General features: G+C 71.3%; 7 protein-coding genes. 5 read left to right on the top strand and 2 right to left on the bottom strand.

Going from position 1 to position 19,459, the window contains the following annotated elements:
* Window positions 1-150: 150 nt before the first annotated feature.
* Window positions 151-1,521, top strand: a complete 1,371-nt coding sequence (locus OEB96_RS21530) for a 30S ribosomal protein S1 (RefSeq protein ID WP_266218353.1) — start codon at window positions 151-153, stop codon at window positions 1,519-1,521.
* A 26-nt stretch (window positions 1,522-1,547) separates the two neighbouring features.
* Here the strand turns inward: OEB96_RS21530 and gltX are convergent, their stop codons facing one another.
* Complete coding sequence (gltX, locus tag OEB96_RS21525; RefSeq protein WP_266218352.1) at window positions 1,548-3,026, bottom strand: glutamate--tRNA ligase; 1,479 nt, start codon at window positions 3,024-3,026, stop codon at window positions 1,548-1,550.
* A gap of 47 nt (window positions 3,027-3,073) precedes the next feature.
* Between gltX and OEB96_RS21520 the strand changes: the two genes are divergently transcribed.
* The 3 genes from OEB96_RS21520 (at window position 3,074) to OEB96_RS21510 (ending at window position 7,074) form a co-directional block, all read left to right on the top strand.
* Window positions 3,074-3,934 (top strand): methyl-accepting chemotaxis protein, encoded by an 861-nt coding sequence (locus tag OEB96_RS21520; RefSeq protein ID WP_266218350.1) that lies wholly within the window; start codon window positions 3,074-3,076, stop codon window positions 3,932-3,934.
* 659 nt (window positions 3,935-4,593) lie between these two features.
* Entirely contained in the window at window positions 4,594-6,213 is a 1,620-nt protein-coding gene (locus OEB96_RS21515) for a coiled-coil domain-containing protein (protein WP_266218349.1), read from the top strand.
* A gap of 120 nt (window positions 6,214-6,333) precedes the next feature.
* Window positions 6,334-7,074: a CPBP family glutamic-type intramembrane protease gene (locus OEB96_RS21510; protein WP_266218347.1), complete on the top strand. Its 741-nt coding sequence runs from the start codon at window positions 6,334-6,336 to the stop codon at window positions 7,072-7,074.
* A 42-nt stretch (window positions 7,075-7,116) separates the two neighbouring features.
* On the opposite strand, the gene OEB96_RS21505 is transcribed toward OEB96_RS21510, so the two are convergent.
* On the bottom strand, window positions 7,117-9,771 hold the full coding sequence (locus tag OEB96_RS21505) for a M16 family metallopeptidase (RefSeq protein ID WP_266218346.1): 2,655 nt from the start codon (window positions 9,769-9,771) through the stop codon (window positions 7,117-7,119).
* Window positions 9,772-9,995: 224 nt separating this feature from the next.
* On the opposite strand from OEB96_RS21505, the gene OEB96_RS21500 reads away from it, so the two are divergent.
* A complete protein-coding gene (locus tag OEB96_RS21500; RefSeq protein ID WP_266218344.1) occupies window positions 9,996-19,436 on the top strand; it encodes a tetratricopeptide repeat protein in 9,441 nt (3,146 codons plus the stop codon).
* Window positions 19,437-19,459: the final 23 nt, after the last annotated feature.

The following is a 19,459-nucleotide window of genomic DNA, read 5'->3' as shown; positions in this document are numbered from 1 at the left end:
TCGCCCCCCACGTCCGTCACGGGCAAGCGGTGCATCCAGCTTGCCCCCCATGGGGCGTTGGGGAGGCCGACCGGAATGCTCTGCTCGTCCCCGCAGCCGGCTGAGAGCTTGCCGTGCTGGGAGGGTGCTGCCATTCTCTGCGGTCGAGCCATGGCGGAAAACGACGACGACTTTGCGACCCTGTTCGAGCAGTCCATGGCCACGGGGGCCGCGGCGGCACCGCGAGCCCGGAATGCGCAGCTGAAGGCCGGCCAGGTGGTCGAGGGCACCGTGGTCGCGATCGGCGACGATACGGTGTTCGTGGACGTGGGGACCAAGGCCGAGGCCCGTCTCGACCGCAGCGCGGTGACCGACGACCGGGGCGAGCTGAAGGTGCGCGTGGGCGATCGCCTCAAGGCCACCGTGGCCGACCCCGGGGGGCGTCAGGCTCCGCGGCTGGTGCTGGCCTACGGTGCCGGTGGGCTCGACGTGGAGGCGCTCGAGCTGGCCGCGCAGTCGGGCACGCCGGTGGAGGGCGAGATCCGCAAGGCGGTCAAGGCCGGGCTCGAGGTCGACGTGGGCGGGGTGCGAGCGTTCTGCCCGGCCAGCCAGGTCGAGCTGTCGTACGTGGCCGACCTCGAGGCGTTCGTGGGTCAGCGACACTTCTTTCGCGTGCTCGAGGTGCGCGACGGCGGGCGCTCGGTGGTGGTCTCGCGCAAGGCGCTGCTGCTGGCCGAGCGCGATCAGAAGGCGTCCGAGCTGGCCGAGCGCCTCGAGGTGGGGGCCGAGCTCGATGGGATCGTGCAGTCGATCCAACCCTACGGGGCGTTCGTGGACCTCGGCGGCCTGCAGGGCCTGGTCCACGTCAGCGAGATGGCCCACGGCCGTGTGAGCAGCCCGTCCGACATGGTGTCGGTGGGCGAGTCGGTGCGGGTCAAGATCACGGCCATCGACGCGGCCGCATCGGGCAAGGTCCAGGACATGCGGATCTCGCTGTCGATGAAGGCCCTGGTGCAGCCCACCGAGGGCACGAGCCCAGCCTCCGGCGGCGACGAGGTCGTCACCGCCACGGTGGTGAAGGTGGAGGGGTTCGGGATCCTGGTCGACACCCCGGCCGGCCAGGGCCTGGTGCCCAACGGCGAGCTGGCGCTGCCGCCCGGCAGCGATCCGAGGCGGGCGTTCTCCCCCGGCGATGCGCTCGACGTGGTGCTCTTGCGACGCGACGGAGGCACGGGCCGCCTGCGGTTCTCGGCCAAGGCGGTCGAGGAGGTGGAGGCACGCCGCAACTTCCGCCAGTTCCGCGAGGACCAGGGCAAGTCGGGCAAGGGGCTCGGGAGCCTCGGCGATCTGGCCGGCATGCTGGCGGGGATCGACCTGCCCGACGCGCCGCAGCCGGCCAAGGCCCCGCCGCCCGGCTCGGGTGGCGCGGCCAAGGGCCCTGTCCCGAGTGGTGCGGCCAAGGCCCCCGCCCCGAGTGGCGCGGCCAAGGCCCCCGCCCCGAGCGAGAGGGCTCCGGGCAAGGGCCGCCGCCGCCGCGTGTAGCCGCGTTCGCAGCGGATGCGGAGGGCCTACTTGGCCTCGGGCAGCGCCTTGAGCAGCGCAATGAGGTCGCGCAGCCGCATGCGGACGCGATCCTTGCCGCACAGCGCCATCGTGTCGAACAACGGCGGCGCCGCGGTGCGCCCCGAGATCCCGATCCGCAGCAGCGTGAACAGGTCGCGCGGCTTCCAGTCGTTGCGCTCGCAGAACGAGCGGCTGAAGTTCTCGAGCGCCTCCGGGGTGAACGCGCGCGCCTCGGGGTCACGCTCGATGAGCTCGATGTACTCGTGCAGCAGCTTGGCCGACTGCTTGAAGGTGCGTCCCTTGACGTGGAGCTTGTCGACCACCGGCGTGTAGTCGAGCGAGGCGCCAAAGAAGAACGAGACGTAGGGGATGAAGTCGTCGAGCCGAATGAGGCGCTCGTGAGCGAGCGCCAGCATGGTGCGCAGGCGATCGGGTCGCAGCACCTGGGTCATGACGTGCTCGTAGAGCGCCTCGGGCGACAGTGCCCGGATGTCGTCGGCGTTGAACGCCTCGAGCTTGCGGGGGTCGAACACGGGGCCGCCGGGGCTGACCTTGGACCACTCGAAGGCATCGACCATCTCCTGCAGGCTGAAGCGCTCGCGGTCGTCCCCCATCGAGAACCCCAGCGTGGCCAGGAAATTGAGCAGGGTCGAGGGCAGAAAGCCCAGCTCGCGATAGTGGATGATCGAGACCGGATTCTTGCGCTTGCTGAGCTTGCTCTTGTCGTAGTTGCGCAGCAGGCCCAGGTGATACCACTGCGGCTCCTCCCACCCGAACGCGTCGTAGAGCAGCACGTGCTTGGGAGTGGACGACATCCACTCCTCGCCGCGGATCACGTGGGTGATGCCCATGAGGTGATCGTCGACGACGTTGGCGAGGTGGTAGGTGGGAAAGCCGTCGGACTTGAGCAGCACCTGATCGTCGATCTCGGAGTGGGAGAACTCCACGTCGCCGTGCAGGCGATCGGCGACCACGGTGCGCCCGCCCTTGGGGACTCGCAGCCGCACCACGTGGGGCTGCCCCGCCTCGGCACGTTGCTGGGCCTCGCCGGGATCGAGGTCGCGACAGTGGCCGTCGTAGCCGAGGAACGAGGCCTTGGCCGCCATCTGGGCCCGGCGCAGCTCGTCGAGCCGCTCGCGCGTGCAGAAGCAGCGATAGGCCCGGCCCGAGTCGAGCAGCGTCGTCAGGTGCTCGCGGTAGATCGGCAGGCGCTCGCTCTGGCGGTAGGGGCCGTGCTCGCCCCCCACGTCGGGCCCCTCGTCCCACGACAGGCCCAGCCAGCGCAGCGCCTCGAGGATGGCCTGCTCGCTGCCCGGGGTGTAGCGCTCCTGGTCGGTGTCCTCGATGCGCAGCACGAACTTCCCCCCGTGGCGGCGCGCGAACGCGTAGTTGAACAGCGCGACGTAGGCCGTCCCGACATGGGGATCGCCGGTGGGGCTGGGCGCGATACGGACCCGAGGAGGCATGCGGCCGGGCGTGGGCATGCTCGGTGCCTACCACAAGGGCGGCCCGACCGTTACACTGATGCACGGTGAGCCAAAAGCAAACGGAGAGCGACGTCTACGAGGCCGTTTGGCTGGTGATCTCCCGCCGTGTGGCCGAGCGTGCAGCGGCGGCAGTCGAGCTGGTCGACGATCTCATCCATGCCAGCGGTCAGCTGCGCCGTCGCGACCAGGAGCTGATGGCGGGTGACCGCGTGCTCAACGGGGACCGCGAGCTCCTGCCTCGCCTGGCGCGAGCGACCAGCCTCGGCATCAACCTCTACCTCGGCAACCGCCGCGTCGCCTCGTCGTCGGTGCTCGATGCGGGCGACGCGATGGAGGTCGGAGGCTTTGCGGATGCCACGGTGGTGGACACCGTGCTCCGGCGCCGCGAGGTGTACCGCGGCACCGTGGATCTGGCTGGCCGAAGCTTCATGCTCGCGAGCCGCCCGCTCTACGCCTCGGACAAGAGCGACGAGTACGGGCCCATCGGCATGGTCGAGGCGTTCCAGGACGTCGGTGCCTTCCGCGAGATGCTGGTGGCCAGCATGCGCGATCGCACGGGCACCGACACGCGCAGCCAGCTCGAGCTGCAGGCCGATCGCATGGAATCGGTCATGCACTTCATCGACGACGTCGCGCGGCGCCTGCAGCTGCTCGCTCTGAACGGCAACATCATCGCGGCGCAGGCCGGAGATCACGGCCGTGCCTTCCGCGTCGTGTGTCGCGAGCTCTCGAGCCTTGCCGAGCAATCCAAGGAGGCCGTGGCCGAGGTCCGCAAGCTCACCCAGGCCATGGGGCTCGACGGCAGCGGTGACTCGTACGCCCCATTCGAAGACGACGCGACGCTCGACGCCAGCGAGGACCACTACGACGGCGATGCCGTCGATGAGTCGGCCAACGCAACCTGAGCCCCGCGGTGGTCCTCGTTCGTCCGGGAGCACCGACGCGGCCAGACTCCCCGTGCGGCCCGGGCCCGAGTTCGGTCCGCGCTGATCCCGGGAGCGGCGCGCCCGCGGAATGCGTTCGGCCTCGCCTTGGCATGCGCAGCGAACGGAGGATCCGTCGATGGGAGGACCAGCCTGCGGCGGAGGACCGATCCGATGGGTCCAGGTTGGGCCGCCGGCCGGGGTGGTACCCGCGCACTTGACAAAGGTTGCGTATGCCCTTCGGTGTGGCGCCCCAGATGGGCATGGGACGTTCGAGCGATCGCCCAGCCCCGCCGCGTCGTTCCGAGACGATCCGAATGGATGCGAGACCGCGAGCCCCGGGACTCGACCACGAGCGACGCCCGCTCGGCCTGCATCGACCTGTGACGTCCGAGGACGTGACGAGGGTGGTGATCTCCAGCCGCCACCCTGCGACCTCGTCGGCCGATCCCCACGTCGCCGACCATCCAGAAACCATCGTTTAATCGTTTGTTTTCAATGAGTTATGCAGCACGCCAAGGCCCTCCCACGCGCCGCAGTGGCAGGCCCCCGGTCCGACTGCGTCTGGTTTTCGGCGCCAATGGCTCTTGTGGGTACGATAGACGCGTGATAGTGCGAGCTTGAACCGGAGACTTAGGCGGATGGATCAGATCTTCGAGAGCCACTTCGGGGGCAACCAAAGCTCCAGCAACGGCGGCGAGGTCGAGGGCTACTGCCCCAAGTGCCGGGCCGATACCCAGCACATCATCCTCGAGAGCTACGGTGAGGAGATCCGCCGCGTGCAATGCGCAGTATGCGGTGATACTCACGCGTACAAGCCACCCCGTGGGGGTGACGACGACAACCCGGAGACGGTCGCGGCGGCCAAGCGCAAGGGGCTCAAGAAGCCCGACTGGCTCGACGGGATGAATCTGTTCGATCACGAGTCGGCGGTTCGGTACTCGCCCAAGGCCCGGCTCACCGAGAACCAGATCGTCGTGCACCCGACCTTCGGCGTGGGCTACGTGTCCGAGATCGTCGGGGAGCAGAAGGTGGAGGTGATGTTCCGCAACAACCTCCCGCGCGTGCTGGTGCACGGGCGTGGCGACAGCGACGCGGAGCTCGCCGGCGAGAAGGTCGACGTCGAGGAGGTCAAGCAGCTCCTGGGCCTCGAGATGGGCCCCTCGCCCGAGGAGATCGCGGCCGAGCGCGAGCGCAAGCTGGCCGAAGAGGAAGCCGAGCGGCAGCGCCAGCTCGAGGAGAAGCGCCTGGCCGCCGAGCGCGAGCGACAGGCCCAGGCCGAGCGCCGGGAGGCCGAGCGCCGTCGTCGCGAGGAGGAGCGCGAGCGCAAGCGCAAGGAGCGAGACGAGGAGCGCGAGCGCAAGCGCAAGGAGCGAGACGAGGAACGCAAGCGCAAGGCCGAGGAGCGCAAGCGCGAGGCCGAGCGCAAGCGCGAGGATCTGGCCCGCAAGCGGGAAGAGGAGCGCCTGCGCAAGGAAGCCGAGCGCGAGGCCAAGCGCAAGGAGAAGGAAGCCGAGCGCGAGGCCAAGCGCAAGGAGAAGGAAGCCGAGCGCCTGCGCGCCATCAAGGACAAGGAGAAGGAGAAGGTCCGACTCCAAAAGGAGCGCGAGAAGGAGAAGCTCCGCAAGATCAAGGAGCGCGAGCGCCTGGCCAAGGAGAAGGACAAGGAGCGCGAGCGCCTAGCCAAGGAGAAGGAGAAGGAGCGCGAGCGCCTCACCAAGGAGCGCGAGCGCCTGCGGGCCCTCAAGGACAAGGAGAAGGCCAAGAAGGACAAGGAGCGCGAGCGCCTGCGGGCCCTCAAGGACAAGGAGAAGGCCAAGAAGGACAAGGAGCGCGAGCGGCTCAAGGACAAGACCAAGAAGCCCGCGTCCAAGAAGGCCACCAAGAAGCCCGCTGCTTCCAAGAAGGCTGCGGCCAAGAAGCCCGCCGCCAAGAAGTCCGCCTCCAAGAAGACCGCGGCCAAGAAGCCCGCTGCGGCCAAGAAGACCGCGGCCAAGAAGCCCGCTGCGGCCAAGAAGCCCGCCGCCAAGAAGCCCGCCTCCAAGAAGGCCGCCGCTTCCAAGAAGGCCGCCGCTTCCAAGAAGCCCGCCGCTTCCAAGAAGCCCGCCGCCTCCAAGAAGCCCGCCGCCTCCAAGAAGAAGGCCACCGCCAAGAAGGCCGCCGCTGCCAAGAAGGCCGCCGTCAAGAAGCCCGCCGCCTCCAAGAAGAAATCGTCATCGACGCCTTCGAAAAAGGCCTCACGTCGGGCCCGAAAGCGCTAAGCTAGGCCTCGTACCAACGGTTTTCCGCCGCGCCCCTCCCCGGGTCTTCCGGTGAGGGGCGTTTTGTTTTGCTCGGCGTCTTGTTTGCTCTGCGTGGGCCAATGGCCCACGATGGCGAGCATGGCCCGGGCCCCAAAGACCACGCAAACGGCGCCTCCTCATCCGCTCGTTGCGCACCTCCAGGGCCGCATCGAGGGGCTGACCAGCGCGGTCCTGGTGTTTCCCCTGTTCCTCGTCTACCAGCTGGGGATCCTGAGCGGACGCGGACAAAACGGCGTCGACTTCGTCACCCAGGCGCTCATTCGCGTCAGCCACCGCGATCTGAGCCAGTACCTGGTCATCCTGGCGGGCCTGCTGGTCGCGTATGCCGCGGTGGTGGTGCTGCTGCGGCGCCGAGGCCAGCTCGCACCCCGGGCGTTCGTCCCGATGCTGGTCGAATCCACGTTCTACGCGCTGATCATGGGGTCGATCATCGTGTTCGTCATTCGGCAGTTCGCGGGGATCGTCCCGGGGCTGGTGGTGGGCGGCGCAGGCCCCCTCGACGTGGTGGTGATCTCCGCGGGCGCAGGCTTTCACGAGGAGCTGATCTTCCGGGTGATCCTGATGGGCGGCTTGGCCTGGCTGCTCACGGGCCTCACCGGAGCCCGCCGGGCCTGGCTGCTGGCGCTGGTGCTGTCGTCGCTGGCGTTCTCGCTGGCCCACCACATCGGCCCGGTGGGCGAGCCCTTCACGTTCGCGGCGTTCGTCTACCGCACCCTGGCCGGGGTGTTCTTCGCGCTCGTCTACCAGATCCGTGGCTTCGCCGTCGCGGCGTGGACCCACGCGCTCTACGATGTCTACGTGCTGAGCCTGACCGCGTAGCACGTTGGGCCGCGGTCGGATGCCGGACCCGGCCTCGCCGACTCAAGGACCGACCATGCAGACCACCCGGCGCCGAGGGTCGAGCAGGCGCCGAGCCAGGGCTCGCACGCGCCGGGCGTCGACCCGCTCGACCCGCTCGCGATAGCGCAGGTGCTGATGGCGACCGAGCCCGAACGCTTCGTTGAACGCGAGCAGCGAGGCGACCCGGCCGTGGCGCTCCATGCCGATCGCGTGCTGTCCCACCAGATAGGCCTTGGCTCGCCACAGCTCGTCATCGCCGATGGGCTCGTCTCGGATCCGAGTCAGCTCGGCCTCCAGCACCTGCCGTGCCCTCGGCATGCGATCGGGCCCGGCTGCGGCGTAGAACGAGATGTCACCGGCATCGACGCCCTCGGTCGAGCTGGCCGACACGTGATAGACGAGCCCCTCGACCTCGCGCAGGGCGACGAACAGGCGACCCGCCTGCCCTCCGAGCACCGCGAGCAGCACGTCGAGCGCGGGCGCGGCGGGATCGTCGAACGCAAGCCCCGGCATCGCGAGCACCAGGTGGGCCTGCTCGCGCTGCAGTGGCCGATGGAGATCCAACGGACCCTCGGGATACCGCGGGCCGCCACCGGGCCACGGAGGCAGCGCGGGCCCTTCGTCGGCACCCAGCAGCCCATCGAGCGTGCCCACCACGCCGTCCACGTCCACGTCGCCGGAGATCGCCAGCACGGCTCGCCCCAGCGGGTACCACTGCGCCCATGCCTTGCGTAGCCCCGCCGAGCGCAGGCGTGCGAGCGAGGAGGCGGTCCCGCTGCGTCGCAAGCGAAAGGGATGGCCGCCGTAGAGGCGCTCGAACGCCCCGCGAAAGGCGAGCTTGCCGGGGTCGTCCTGCTCGGCGTCGAGTTCCTGCAGCGCGACCCGACGCTCCTCGTCGAGCTCGTGCGCGGCAAAGGTCGGTGCCTGGGCGCACTGCACCATGCGCTGCAGCACCAGCGGCAGGCTGGTCGCCATGCACTCGAAGTGCAGGCCCGCACTGTTGCGACCCGAGAACCCGTCGAGCGCGGCGGCAGACCCCTCGATCTCCCGTGCGAGCGCGTCCCCCTCGATGGCCGCACAGCCACGCGTGAGCAGCTTGGCCATCATGGCCGTGGTGCCCGCCCGGCGCGGATCCTCGCGGCGCAGCCCGCCCGGCCACATGAGCCAGCCCGCGGCCATGGGCACGCGACGATCCACGGCAAGCAGCACGCGCAGTCCCGAGGACAGACGGGCAGCCATCACCCCGTGGCGATCGACCCGGACGACCGGCCCCGGCCTGGCCTTGCCTTGCCCCTTGACTCGCTTGGCCAGCGCGGCTCGCAGCGCCGACGTGGCGGCGGGCCGCCCCTTGGGCACCACCACGCTCACCGCCGCCGCGCCCGAGCGCAGCCAGCGGGCGCAGAAGCGACGGATCTCCGCCGTGGTGAGGCTGGCGAGCGCGCCGTGATAGCGGCGATCGAGCTCGAGCGAGCCACTGAGGCTGAGGTGCTGGCCCAGCGCATGGGCATGGCCGGCCGCGGTCTCGCGGCGGTAGACCAGATCGCTGGCCAAGACGGTGAGTGCGCGCTCGAGCTCGGGTGGCTGCAGCGGCATGCGAGCGAGCGCCTCGACCTCGTCGAGGATGGCGCTCACCGCCGACGCGACCGAGGCCGGCTCGGCGTGCGCCGTGATGACGAGCGAGCTGCCCTGGCGCGAGGGATAGAAGCTGGCCAGCACGTCCGAGACCAGCCGCGCGCCGCGGCGAACGTTGCGGGTGAGCCGAGAGGCCTCGCCATAGCCGAGGACGATCGAGGCGACCTCGAGCGCGCAGGCCTCGGACGCCGGCAGGGCCGGACCACGCCACCCCAGCTGGATCTGGGCCTCGTGCACATCGTCCTGCCGTATGCGTACGCGCGCGCGCGACAGGGGCTCGACCACCGCCAACGCCCCCTCGGACGTGGGCTTGCCTCGCGGCAGCGCCTCGAGCCACGGACGCGCGACCTCGACGACCGCGTCGGGATCGACGGGCCCCACCACGACCAAGCGGGCCCGCCGGGCCGCGTATACGCGGCGATGGAAGCGGCGCAATCGGGCGGCATCGTGGCGACGGACCTCGGCCGTGGTGCCCAGCACCGGGCGCGCGTAGGGATGGCGTCCGTAGAGCGCCTCGCCCAGCGCCTGCATGGCGCGCGAGGCCGGGTCGTCGTCGTACTGTCGGATCTCCTCGACCACCACGCCGGTCTCGAGCGCGAGGGAAGAGGCCTCGAGTGCGGGTCGCAGCACCGACCCCAGCAGCACGTCGATGGCTTCGCGCTCGTGGCCCGCGGGCACGGTGGCGTGCACGACCGTCTCGTCATGACTGGTGAAGGCGTTGATGTCTCCGCCGAGGCCCTCGAGCATCGCCGCGAGATCGGTGCCGTCGGCCGTGGGCTTGAACAGCATGTGCTCCAGCAGGTGGGCACAGCCGTGCTCCTCCCGCTCCTCGGCCGCCGTGCCCCCCAGGATCCACAGCTGCAGGGCCACCACCCCCCCGGGCGCCGAGCTCTCCGCCCGTGCGGGCGCACCGCGGCCGGCCGTCCCGGGCCGAGCCCGGCCCGAGCGCGCGACCCCACCCGAGGATCCCGCCGCAACGGGCAAACCGGTGGGCAGCACCACGACCTGCGCACCGCGACCGACGACGACGGTGCGCGGGGCCACGGCCCCCCCCATCGAGGCCAAGGGTAGGCCCGGAGGCGAGGCGGAAGGTCGGGCCGGAGGCGGGAGGTGCGACGTCATTCGAGGCTGCCGGGAGCATAGCGTTTCTTCGCCCGACCCCCGTGCACCCCTGGACGCCCGGCACGTCTCGCAGCCGGCGCAGGGGCTGTGATACGTTGCGACGGTCGCGCCACTTGCCGGCGCCCGGCCAATCCATGAACGAACGCGTGGACGCCTCGCTCGAGCCCGCTGCGGGCCTCCCTTGCTCCCTGCCCGGCCCCTACCCTGGCGAGCCCCCCGAGCTCGGGGACTATCGCCGCGCCCCTGGCGACGAGAAGACCTTCATACGCCTGCGTCGCACGTTCCGCGACGCCGAGAACTGGCGCGCCCTGGCGACCCTGCTGGTGGTGCACGCCGCCCATGCCCACCCCACGGCCGACGCGGCCAGCAAGGCCTCGGAGCTGTGCCTGCAGGCCTACGAGCTGTGGAGCGAGCGCGTCAAGGACCGCACGGCCGCTGCCCATGCGCTGGCGCGGGCGGTGATGCTCAAGCCCGACAACACCCGGGCGCTGCATCGGCTGCGCAAGATCTACGAGGCCATGCCCACCCGCAAGGAGCTGGTCATGCTGCTGCGCTGGCAGCTGCGGACCACGGCCGACCCGGCCCGCGCGGCCGAGCTGCACGTGGAGCTGGCCAAGCTGCTGCAGGAGCACTTCGTGGCGGTGGGCGAGGCGGTCCAGCACTTCGAGCAGGCGCTCGAGCTGCAGCCGGGCCACGTGGAGGCCACCAACACCCTCATCGACCTGTACCTGGGGGCGGGTGCGTTCGAGCGAGCGGGTCACGTGATCGAGTCCGAGCTGCACCACGGTCGGCAGCGCCTGCCGGCCGCCCGCGCGGCCGAGCTGCACCGCCGCATGGCGAAGATCGAGAGCGAGACCCGCGGCAACGTGCCCGCGGCGGCGCGCCACCTGCAAGCGGCCCTCGAGCTGCAGCCCGACGACATCGCGGCGCTGCGAGCGTTCGGCGTGCTCTACCTCGGCTCGGGCAAGGCCGGCGAGGGGGTGCGCAAGGCCGCCGACATCTTCTACAAGGCCGCCGAGCTCGCGCGTCGCCGCCAGCGACACGACGAGGCGATCAAGCTGCTGCGCCGCGCGCTGTCGCTGGCCCCCGACCACCAGCAGGCCGCGGCTGCGCTCGAGGGCACGCTGTCGGACGCCCAGGACTGGCTGGCCCTCGACGACCTCTACCGCGAGTGGCTGTACTACGATCAGGGCCCCGACGGGGTGCCGCTCTTGCTGCGGCGGGCCGACCTGCTCGAGACCCGGCTGCACCGGCGCGAGGAGGCGCGGCAGCTGTTCGAGGACGCGAGCCGCTACGAGCCGCCCGACGGCGAGTCGTGGCGGCGGCTCGAGCAGATCTACGAGGCCACGTCGGATGTGCACGCGCTGGCGTCGCTGCTCGAGGCCCGGGCCGAGCGCATGCCCGACCAGATCCCGACCGACGTGCTGCTCAAGACGGCCCGGATCTATCGCGATGATCTGGGCAACGACGAGCGGGCGGCGGTGTTCTACTACAAGGTGCTCGAGCGCGAGCCGTTCAATCCGGCCGCGTTCGAGGGCTACAAGGAGCACTGGCGTCGCAAGCACAACTGGACGCACCTGCGCGACCTCATCCTCTATCAGATCGAGCAGGCCACCGCCCACGCGGAGCACGGACCGCTCTCCGACACCGCGTTCGCGGAGGAATTCGTCGAGCTGGCCGACATCTGCGAGAAGCACCTGGGCGACGTCGACGGGGCGCTGGACGCCTGGCACCGCATGGCGGCGCACTACCCCCGCGACAGCCGACCGTCCAAGTCGATCGCACGGATCGAGAAGCGCGCGCGCATGTGGGACAACATGGTGCGCGTCCAGGAGGATGAGCTGGCGCGCACCGTCGATCCGCGCAAGCGGCTGGACATCCTCAAGCGGCTCACCCAGGTCTACCGCGACCGCGACGTCAACCGCTCGCGTGCGATCGAGCTGTACCGCGAGATCCTGGAGCTGTCGCCCGGGGACGTGCAGGCCTCGCGCGCCCTGACCTCGCTCTACGAGCGCGAGGGCGACTTCCACCAGGTCAGCGATCTGCTGCGCGACCAGTACGAGCGCTCGCGCAGCCCGGCCGAGCACATCGCGGTGCTCAAGCGGCTGGCGGAGCTGTGGCAGCACGAGCTCGAGGCGCCCACGGAGGCGATCTGGGCCTGCGAGGCGATCCTCGAGCGCAGCCCGGCCGACCGCGAGGCGCTGGTGCGCCTGCAGCAGATCCTCGAGGAGCAGCAGCGCTTCGGCGAGCTGCTCTCGGCGCTGCAGCGCGAGCTGGACCAGGCGGGCAACAAGGACGCCAAGGTCAAGGTGCTGCGCCGCATGGCCCGGATCGCCGAGCTGCAGCTCCACGACGAGGATCAGGCCGCGGCGATCTGGACGGAGCTGCTGGAGCTGCTCCCGGGCAACCTCGAGATCGTCGACAAGGTCATCAGCCTCTACGAGGGCTCGGCCCGCTACGAGGAGCTGGGCACGCTGCTGCTCAAGGTCGCGGGCTCGCCACAGACCCCCGAGATCCGCCAGGTCGACTACCTGCTGCGCCTGGCCCATCTCGCCGAGTCGTCGCTCGACGATCCCGAGCTGGCACGCAGCTGCTTCGAAAAGGTGCTCGGCAGCCGCCCCGATCACCGCGGGGCGCTCGAGGCCCTGGTCCGGATCTATCGCGCCGAGCAGCTGTGGGATCCGCTGTGCGAGGTGCTGGGGCGCCTGCAGACGCTGTCCGAGACCGAGGACGACGCGTTCCGCATCGCGTGGGAGCGCAGCGAGATCCTGGGCGAGCAGCTCGAGTCCCCCCGGCGCGCGATCGAGGTGCTCACCGAGCTGCACCGCACCGAGGCCGCCGCGGGCAACGGCGACGTCGCGCGGACCTTGCTGGATCTCTACGAGCGAGCGGGCCGGCATCGCGACGTGATCCGGCAGGCCGAGCTGGTGCTGCTGGCCACCCACGAGTCCAACGCCCGCCGTCGTCTGTTCGACACGATCGCGACCACCTGGCTCGAGCAAGAGCAGGACAAGGCGGCGGCCCTGGCCGTGTACGCGCGGCTGCTCGACGAGTTCTCCGACGACACCGACGGCCTGCGCACGATGGCCGGGCTCCAGGTCGAGCTCGGCGACCACGAGGGCTCGCTGGCGTCGCTGCAGCGCCGCCTCGACCTCTTGCCCGATCCGCTCGAGAAGACGGCCACGCTGGTCCAGATGAGCGAGATCGCCGAGAAGCAGATCGGCGATGGGGCGCGGGCGCTCGACCTGCTGCGCCGTGCGCTGGCGATCGACCACTACGCCGAGGAGGTGCTGGTGGAGGCACGGCGCGTGGCCAAGCAGTATGGCCTGTGGCGCGAGCTGCTGGGCCTGTTCGACGAGCGCTTCGTGCACATGAGCAACGAGGGCGACGTGCCCACCCAGCTCGACGTGTGCTTCGAGGCGTCGGAGGTGGCCGAGCACCGCTACGGTGACGCCGAGAAGGCGTTCGACTGGGCCCGCCGCGGCTTCTTCGTGGCGGTGGAGAACGACCGCGACGGCTCCCAGGGCGAGGCCCGGCTGCGCGAGCTGGCCGCGACCCATCGGCTGTGGAATCCGCTGTTGTCGGTGCTCGACGAGGAGCTCGGGCTGCAGGAGCGGCGCGGCGCGGCGGAGGCCGGCACCTTCGATCTCTCGGGCCGGCTGCAGCAGGCGGCCGACCTCGCGCTCGATCGCCTCGACGATGCTCCGCGCGCGGTGAGCTACCTTCAGCGCGCGTTCCGGCACAGCCCCCATGACGATGCGCTGTGCGCCCGCCTGGAGGACACCGCGCGCGCCCACCGGCTGTGGAGTGCGCTCATCGAGCTGCACGGCAACCTGCTCGAGCGCGCCCAGACCAACACCCAGCGCTTCGACGCCTGCGTTGCGATCGCGACGATCTACGAGGACGAGCAGGGCGACCCGGAGAAGGCGTTCGAGTGGCTGCGGCAGGCCTGGGCGGAGCTGCGCGACCGCGACACGCGGCTGGCTCAGCAGGCGATCGATCGGCTGCTGTCGCTGTGCGAGCGCCACTCGCTGTGGACGCACCTGGCCAACCACCACCTGCTGCGGGCCAACGAGGCGTTCGCCGCCAACGCGACCACGCAGGGGCTGACCAACCTGCGCGAGGCCGCGCAGGTGTTCGACCAGCGCCTCGAGGATCCGCTGGGAGCCCTGCGCGTGCTGGCCAGCGGCCTGCCCCACGACCCGGGCGGGGACGTGCTGATGCCCGACATCCGCACCCTGAGCGAGAAGATCGACGAGCGGCGGGCGGGGGACGTGCCCGCCGTGGGCGCGCTGCTCCACCTCGCGGTGCTGCAGCGGCTCGTCGCCGACAGCCGCAGCGACGACGAGACCTTGCAGCTGCTCGAGGAGCGTGCCGAGATCCGCGAGACTCGCCTCGGCGATCCCAGGGGCGCCATGGCGGAGTGGCTGCGCGTGTTCGGTCTGCACCCCGACGACGACCAGGCGCTGGTGGAGCTCGAGCGGCTGGCCGAGGATGGCGACGCGTGGGACACGTTCCTGGTGCTGCCCGCGTGGCGGCTCGAGCGAGCGCTGGGCGATCCTCCGGCCGAGGCCTCGCTGCTGCGGCGGCTGGCCCAGCTCTACGAGGGGCCGCTCGAGCGCCCCGAGTATGCGCTGCGGGCCCGACTCGAGGCTTGGCGCCGCGAGCCGGAGCTGCCCGAACCAACCGGGCCCGAGCAAAGCGATCCATTCGAGTCCGCGAGCCCCGAGCTCGACGACACCCACGCCGCGATCTGGCGCCTGGCCGAGCAGACGGGCGCCTACCACACGCCTCCCGTGCCGCGCGATCCGTTGATGCGTCCCGTCGTGGAGCTGCCCGAGCTGGCCGACCTGCGCGTGTGGACCAAGGCCGGGCTCGACCCGGAGATGCTGCTGTCGACCGTGCCGTCGCCGTTCGGGGCCAAGCTCGACGTGTCGAGCCCGCAGGCGATCCTGCGCACGATCACCGAGGAGGTCAGCCTCACGGGGATCCACGAGCCGCGGCCGGTCACGGTGTCGGTGGCCATGCTGACGCCGGAGCACGAGCCCGACGCAGAGGCCACCAGCACCATTCCGCGCAACCTGATGGGTGGCGCGGGCTCCCGCGGTGCACCGGCCGGACCTCCTGCGCCGCCCATGCCTCCCCGGACCCCTCCGCCCGGGGTGCCGATGCCCGTGTCGGGGTCGCACACGATGGAGCTCGACGAACTCGAGGAGATCGAGGAGCTCGACCTGGTCGAGGAGCTCGACCTGGTCGAGGTGGAGCCGATCCCCTACCAGGAACCGGACGGGAGCGAGGGCACGGTCACCGTGGCCGCGGGCGCGGCCGTCTCGCTGCCGCTGGTGGCCACGCCCTCCGATGACGGCCTCACCCGCACGCACGCGGCGGTGAAGGCCCCACCGCCACCGCCGCGCACCCCGGGCGTGGGTCTGCCGCCCATCCCTCGCCTGACCAGCAACATCCTGCCGCCGCGTCCGCGAGTGGCCAGCGCATGGGACGAGGTGGCGATCGCCTACGCCGATGCGCCGACCCGCGACAAGGCGGCCCAGGTGGAGGTGTCGCTGTGGCTCGCGCGCATGTGGGAAGAGGGCGCGCACAACCTCGAGCGCGCGTTCACGGCCCACGAGCAGGCGCTGCTCATCGTGCCCGAGCACCCCCGTGCCCTGCTCAGCCTGCACGCGCTGACCGAGCGCCACAATGTGCTCGACCGCGAGCTGGCGGCCTACCAGCGGCTGCTGGCCGAGGCCGCCATGCCCGAGCACCTGGTGGCCCAGAACATGCGAATCGCGGCGCTGCACGAGACCCGCGACGACCTGACGGCCGCCGAGGCCTCGTACCGCGCCGTGCTCTCGGTCAGCCCGCGCCACGTGCCCGCACTCGCGAGCCTGATGCGGATCTACACCAGCCAGGATCGGCCGGCCGACTATGCGGCGGCGCTCACCGATCTCATCGACGCCGAGCGCGAGAAGTGGCCGGAGGAGACCCTGGTCGAGCACAGCCTGGATCTGGTCCAGACGCTCCGCGAGCGCCTGTCCCAGACCGAGGAGGCGGTCGATCGACTGATCATGCTGGCGCGACAGTGCCCGAGCAGCCGAGCGGTGCACGAGGCCCTGGTCGACGGACTGGTGGCGCTGCAGCGCTGGCAGCCCGCCATCGAGGCCATGCGCACGGCCTGGACCACGCTGGGCGACGTGGGGCTGCACTACACGCACCTGGCCCTGACGGCGGACATCTACGAGCGCCAGCTGGGGCTGCCCGATCGCGCGCTCGATGCCCTGCGAGAGCTCACCGAGGCTCCCGAGGACGACCTGCCGACCGGGCTGCTCGACGAGGTGCTGGCCCACCAGCAAAGGCTCTACGCCACCTCGGCCCGCCACGACGAGCTGGTCGCCACGCTCGACCGGCGGCTGGGGCGTGTCGACGACGATCCCGATCTTCGCGTCGCGCTGCTGGTCGAGAAGGCGCGTGTGCTGCAAGAAGGGCTCGGCGATCAGGACGCCGCGATGCAGGCCATGGAGGATCTGCACCGCGAGGCCCCCGATCGCGACGACGTGGTGATCGCGCTGTCCCGCATGCTCCGCCGGGCGGGACGCTACGAGGAGGGCGTGGCGCTGCTGCGCGAGCGCTGGCGCGAGCTCCCGCCCACCTCCGAGCGCTCGCTCGTGCTCACCCGGGCGCTGGCCGACGTGCTGGCCAACGAGGGCAGCGACGCGCGCGGAGCCCAGCAGGTGGTCGAGGCCGCGGTGGCACACCACCCCGAGGATCCCGATCTACGCGACCGCCGGGTGGCCCTGGCCCGCACGCTTCACGAGCCGCAGTCCTTGTCGGAGGCCCTCGAGGCGCGAGGTACCATCGACGATCTGCTCGAGGCCGCTCGCATCCATCATGGCGGTGCGCACGGCGGTGGGCACGGCAGCGGGCACGAAGATGGCCACGACGGGCTCGGCGACCGCGAGCAGGCCATGAGCCTCTACTCGCAGGCGCTCGAGCGCGCCAAGCAGGACTTTGGGCAGGAGGGCCAGGCGCGTCGGCTGGCCGCCGCGCTCGAGGGCATGGTCGAGCTGCGGGTCGAAGGCGGCGACATCGAGGGCGCCATGCAGTTCATGGACGCCCAGCTCGCCGAGGTGCAAGGGCCCGCCATTCGAGCGCTGCTGCTGTCCGAGATGGGGCGCGTCACGTTCCAGAGCACGGGTGACATGGCGGCGGCGCGCGAGCGCTTCGACGCCGCGCTGCGCGAGGATCCCGAGCATGCCGGCGCCAAGCTGGGCCTGGCTCGCATCCTGGTGCAGGCCGACGAGCTGCGCGACGCCGAGATGCACCTGACCACGGCCGTGGAGGCGCTGGCGCTGGCCGGACGTGGGACCGAGCTGGTCGAGGCGCTGGTCATCCTGGCCGAGGTGCTCGAGCGCACCGATCGCTCGGGCGAGGCCTACCGTCGGCTCACCGCGGCGCTGCGCCACGATCCCGACAACCTCGAGATCCGCGCGGCGGTGGTCCGCAATCGCTTTGGCGCGCAGCGCTATCGCGACGCGATCATCGCCGTCGAGCAGATCGAGCAGCGCCTGGCCGAGCACCCGGCCGCCGACGAGCAGCGCCGCCTGGTCAGCGACACCTTCGTGCTGGCCGCCCACGCCGAAGAGGCCCAAAAGCACGCCGACGCGGCCTACGCCCGCTACCGGCGCGCCGCCGAGCTCGATCCGGACAACGCGTCCGCGCTCGAGCCCCTGGTGACGCTGTGCCAGGAACGCAGCGCATGGGCCGATGCCGCCGGCTACGCCCGAGCGCTGGCGCGAATGACCGAAGACCGCGAGCTTCGCACCCAGCGCTTCGTCGACGCGGCGCTGATGTTCTACGACGCCGCGGCCACCGTCGAGGATGCTCACGACCCCGACGCCCCGCGATCGCCCGAGGAGCTGCGGCAGTCGGCCCTGCAGGCGCTGCGCAGCGGGCTCGAGCTGGCCGAGGGGCAGGAGGAGCGCTGCATCATCGATCGGGGCGCGCTCGAGGCCGCGTTCCGCCACACCGCGCCGCGCGACTCGGTGACCGCCCTGCGCGTGCTCGAGCGGCTGCTCCGCCACGAGGGCATCGGCCCCGCCCGCGAGCACGACCTGCGCCTCGAGGGCGTGCGCCTGGCCCTCCACGCCGGAGAGCGGCTCGAGCTGGCCGAGCGCTACGCCGAGCAGGCCCGGGCGCTCGTTCCGGGATCGTCGGCTGCGGTCATGGCCCACGCCGAGGTCCTCGAGGCCACCGCTCGCGTGGAGGAGATCGAGCCGCTGGTGGAGAGCTTCTTCGCCGCGCGCGAAGGCTCGGGCGACGACCCCGACGAGCACCAGCACCAGATCACGCTGCTGCTGCGGCTGGCCGAGCTCCAGCGCAGCCACCCCGAGAAGGCGCTGGCTTCGCTCGAGCGTGCAGGCACCCTCTCGCCCGACGCGCTGGGTCCGGCCGAGCGCCGGCACCTCGCCGAGCTCTACACCGAGCTCGATCGCAAGGACGCCGCGGCGCTCGACAACCACCGCCAGCTGCTCGAGCACGAGCCGCTGTTCGTGCCCAGCCTGGCCGCGCTGGCCTCCCACCGCGCCGAGCACGGCGAGCTCGACCACGCCCACGCCCTCTACTCGCTCATCGCCCTGGCCGATCCCGATCACGATCGGGCGCGTGCGTTCCTCGAGGCCCACGAGCTCGACGTGCAGCCGCCCGAGAGCCCGATGGGCGACGAGTGGCTCGACGCCCTGTGCCCCCCGTCACCGCCCGACGCGGGGGTGGGCGAGGCGCTCCTGCAGCTGTGGGAGGGCGGGGCATCGCTGCTCAGCGAGCACCTGCCCAAGCTCGACATCGCCCCCGATGCACGCATGTCCCCGCTGGGAGAGAGCCTGGTCTGCCAGGTCTGGGCCGAGCTGCTCAAGCGCCTCGGTCAGAGCAAGGTGGGCGTGGTCGACACCATGGATCTGCCGCAGGGGCACGAGGCCGATCGGCCCGACGACGCCCGCGACGGCGGGTTCTTCCACGTGCGCTGGCAGAACCCGCCCGTCATCCTCGCCGACGGGCGAGCGTTCGAGAGCGACGACCCCGACGAGCTGCGCTTTGCCCTGGGCCGCGCAATGTACCACGCCCGACCCGACGCCGTGTTCGCCGTGGGGCTGCGACGCGCCGCGCTGGCGCAGCTGCTGGCCGCCACCTTCCAGGCGTTCCATCCCCGCCACATGCGACGGCGCCACCGCGGCTCGGAGGAGGACGAGGTCAGCCGCCTTGGCCAGGAGCTCGGCCGCAAGCTGCCGCAGAAGGTCTCGCGCCGGCTCGGTGCGGTGTTCAAGGCCTACGAGAACGAGCCCTTCGACTCCCGCAGCTGGCGGGCGTGGGTGCGTCGCTGCGGCAACCGGGTGGGCCTGGCCCTCGGCGGAGCGCTCGGGGCCGCGCTACGGGTGATGAACGACGGCGATCCCGAGCCTCGCGGCGAGCACCTGGGCCAGTGGGCCGCGCACGACGGTGACGTCCGTGACCTCCTGGCCTTTGCCGCCAGCGCGGCCTATGTGCAGGCCCGGCGCGACCTCGGGGTCACGGTGCGCCCGCTCGCCCCAATGCAGTAGCTGCAAGTAGCGCGAGCGAGGTG

The sequence above is a fragment of the Paraliomyxa miuraensis genome (genome assembly GCF_026337845.1).
GTDB lineage: Bacteria > Myxococcota_A > Polyangia > Nannocystales > Nannocystaceae > Paraliomyxa > Paraliomyxa miuraensis.
Note: the sequence above shows the minus strand (reverse complement) of the source record. Positions and strands in the feature narration are given on the sequence as shown.

What these genes read in the sequence shown, in the direction of transcription:
- OEB96_RS21515 (WP_266218349.1), top strand. Translation starts at nt 4,594, where the DNA reads ATGGATCAGATCTTCGAGAGCCACTTCGGGGGCAACCAAAGCTCCAGC.
- OEB96_RS21530 (WP_266218353.1), top strand. Translation starts at nt 151, where the DNA reads ATGGCGGAAAACGACGACGACTTTGCGACCCTGTTCGAGCAGTCCATG.
- OEB96_RS21510 (WP_266218347.1), top strand. Translation starts at nt 6,334, where the DNA reads ATGGCCCGGGCCCCAAAGACCACGCAAACGGCGCCTCCTCATCCGCTC.
- gltX (WP_266218352.1), bottom strand. Translation starts at nt 3,026, where the DNA reads ATGCCCACGCCCGGCCGCATGCCTCCTCGGGTCCGTATCGCGCCCAGC.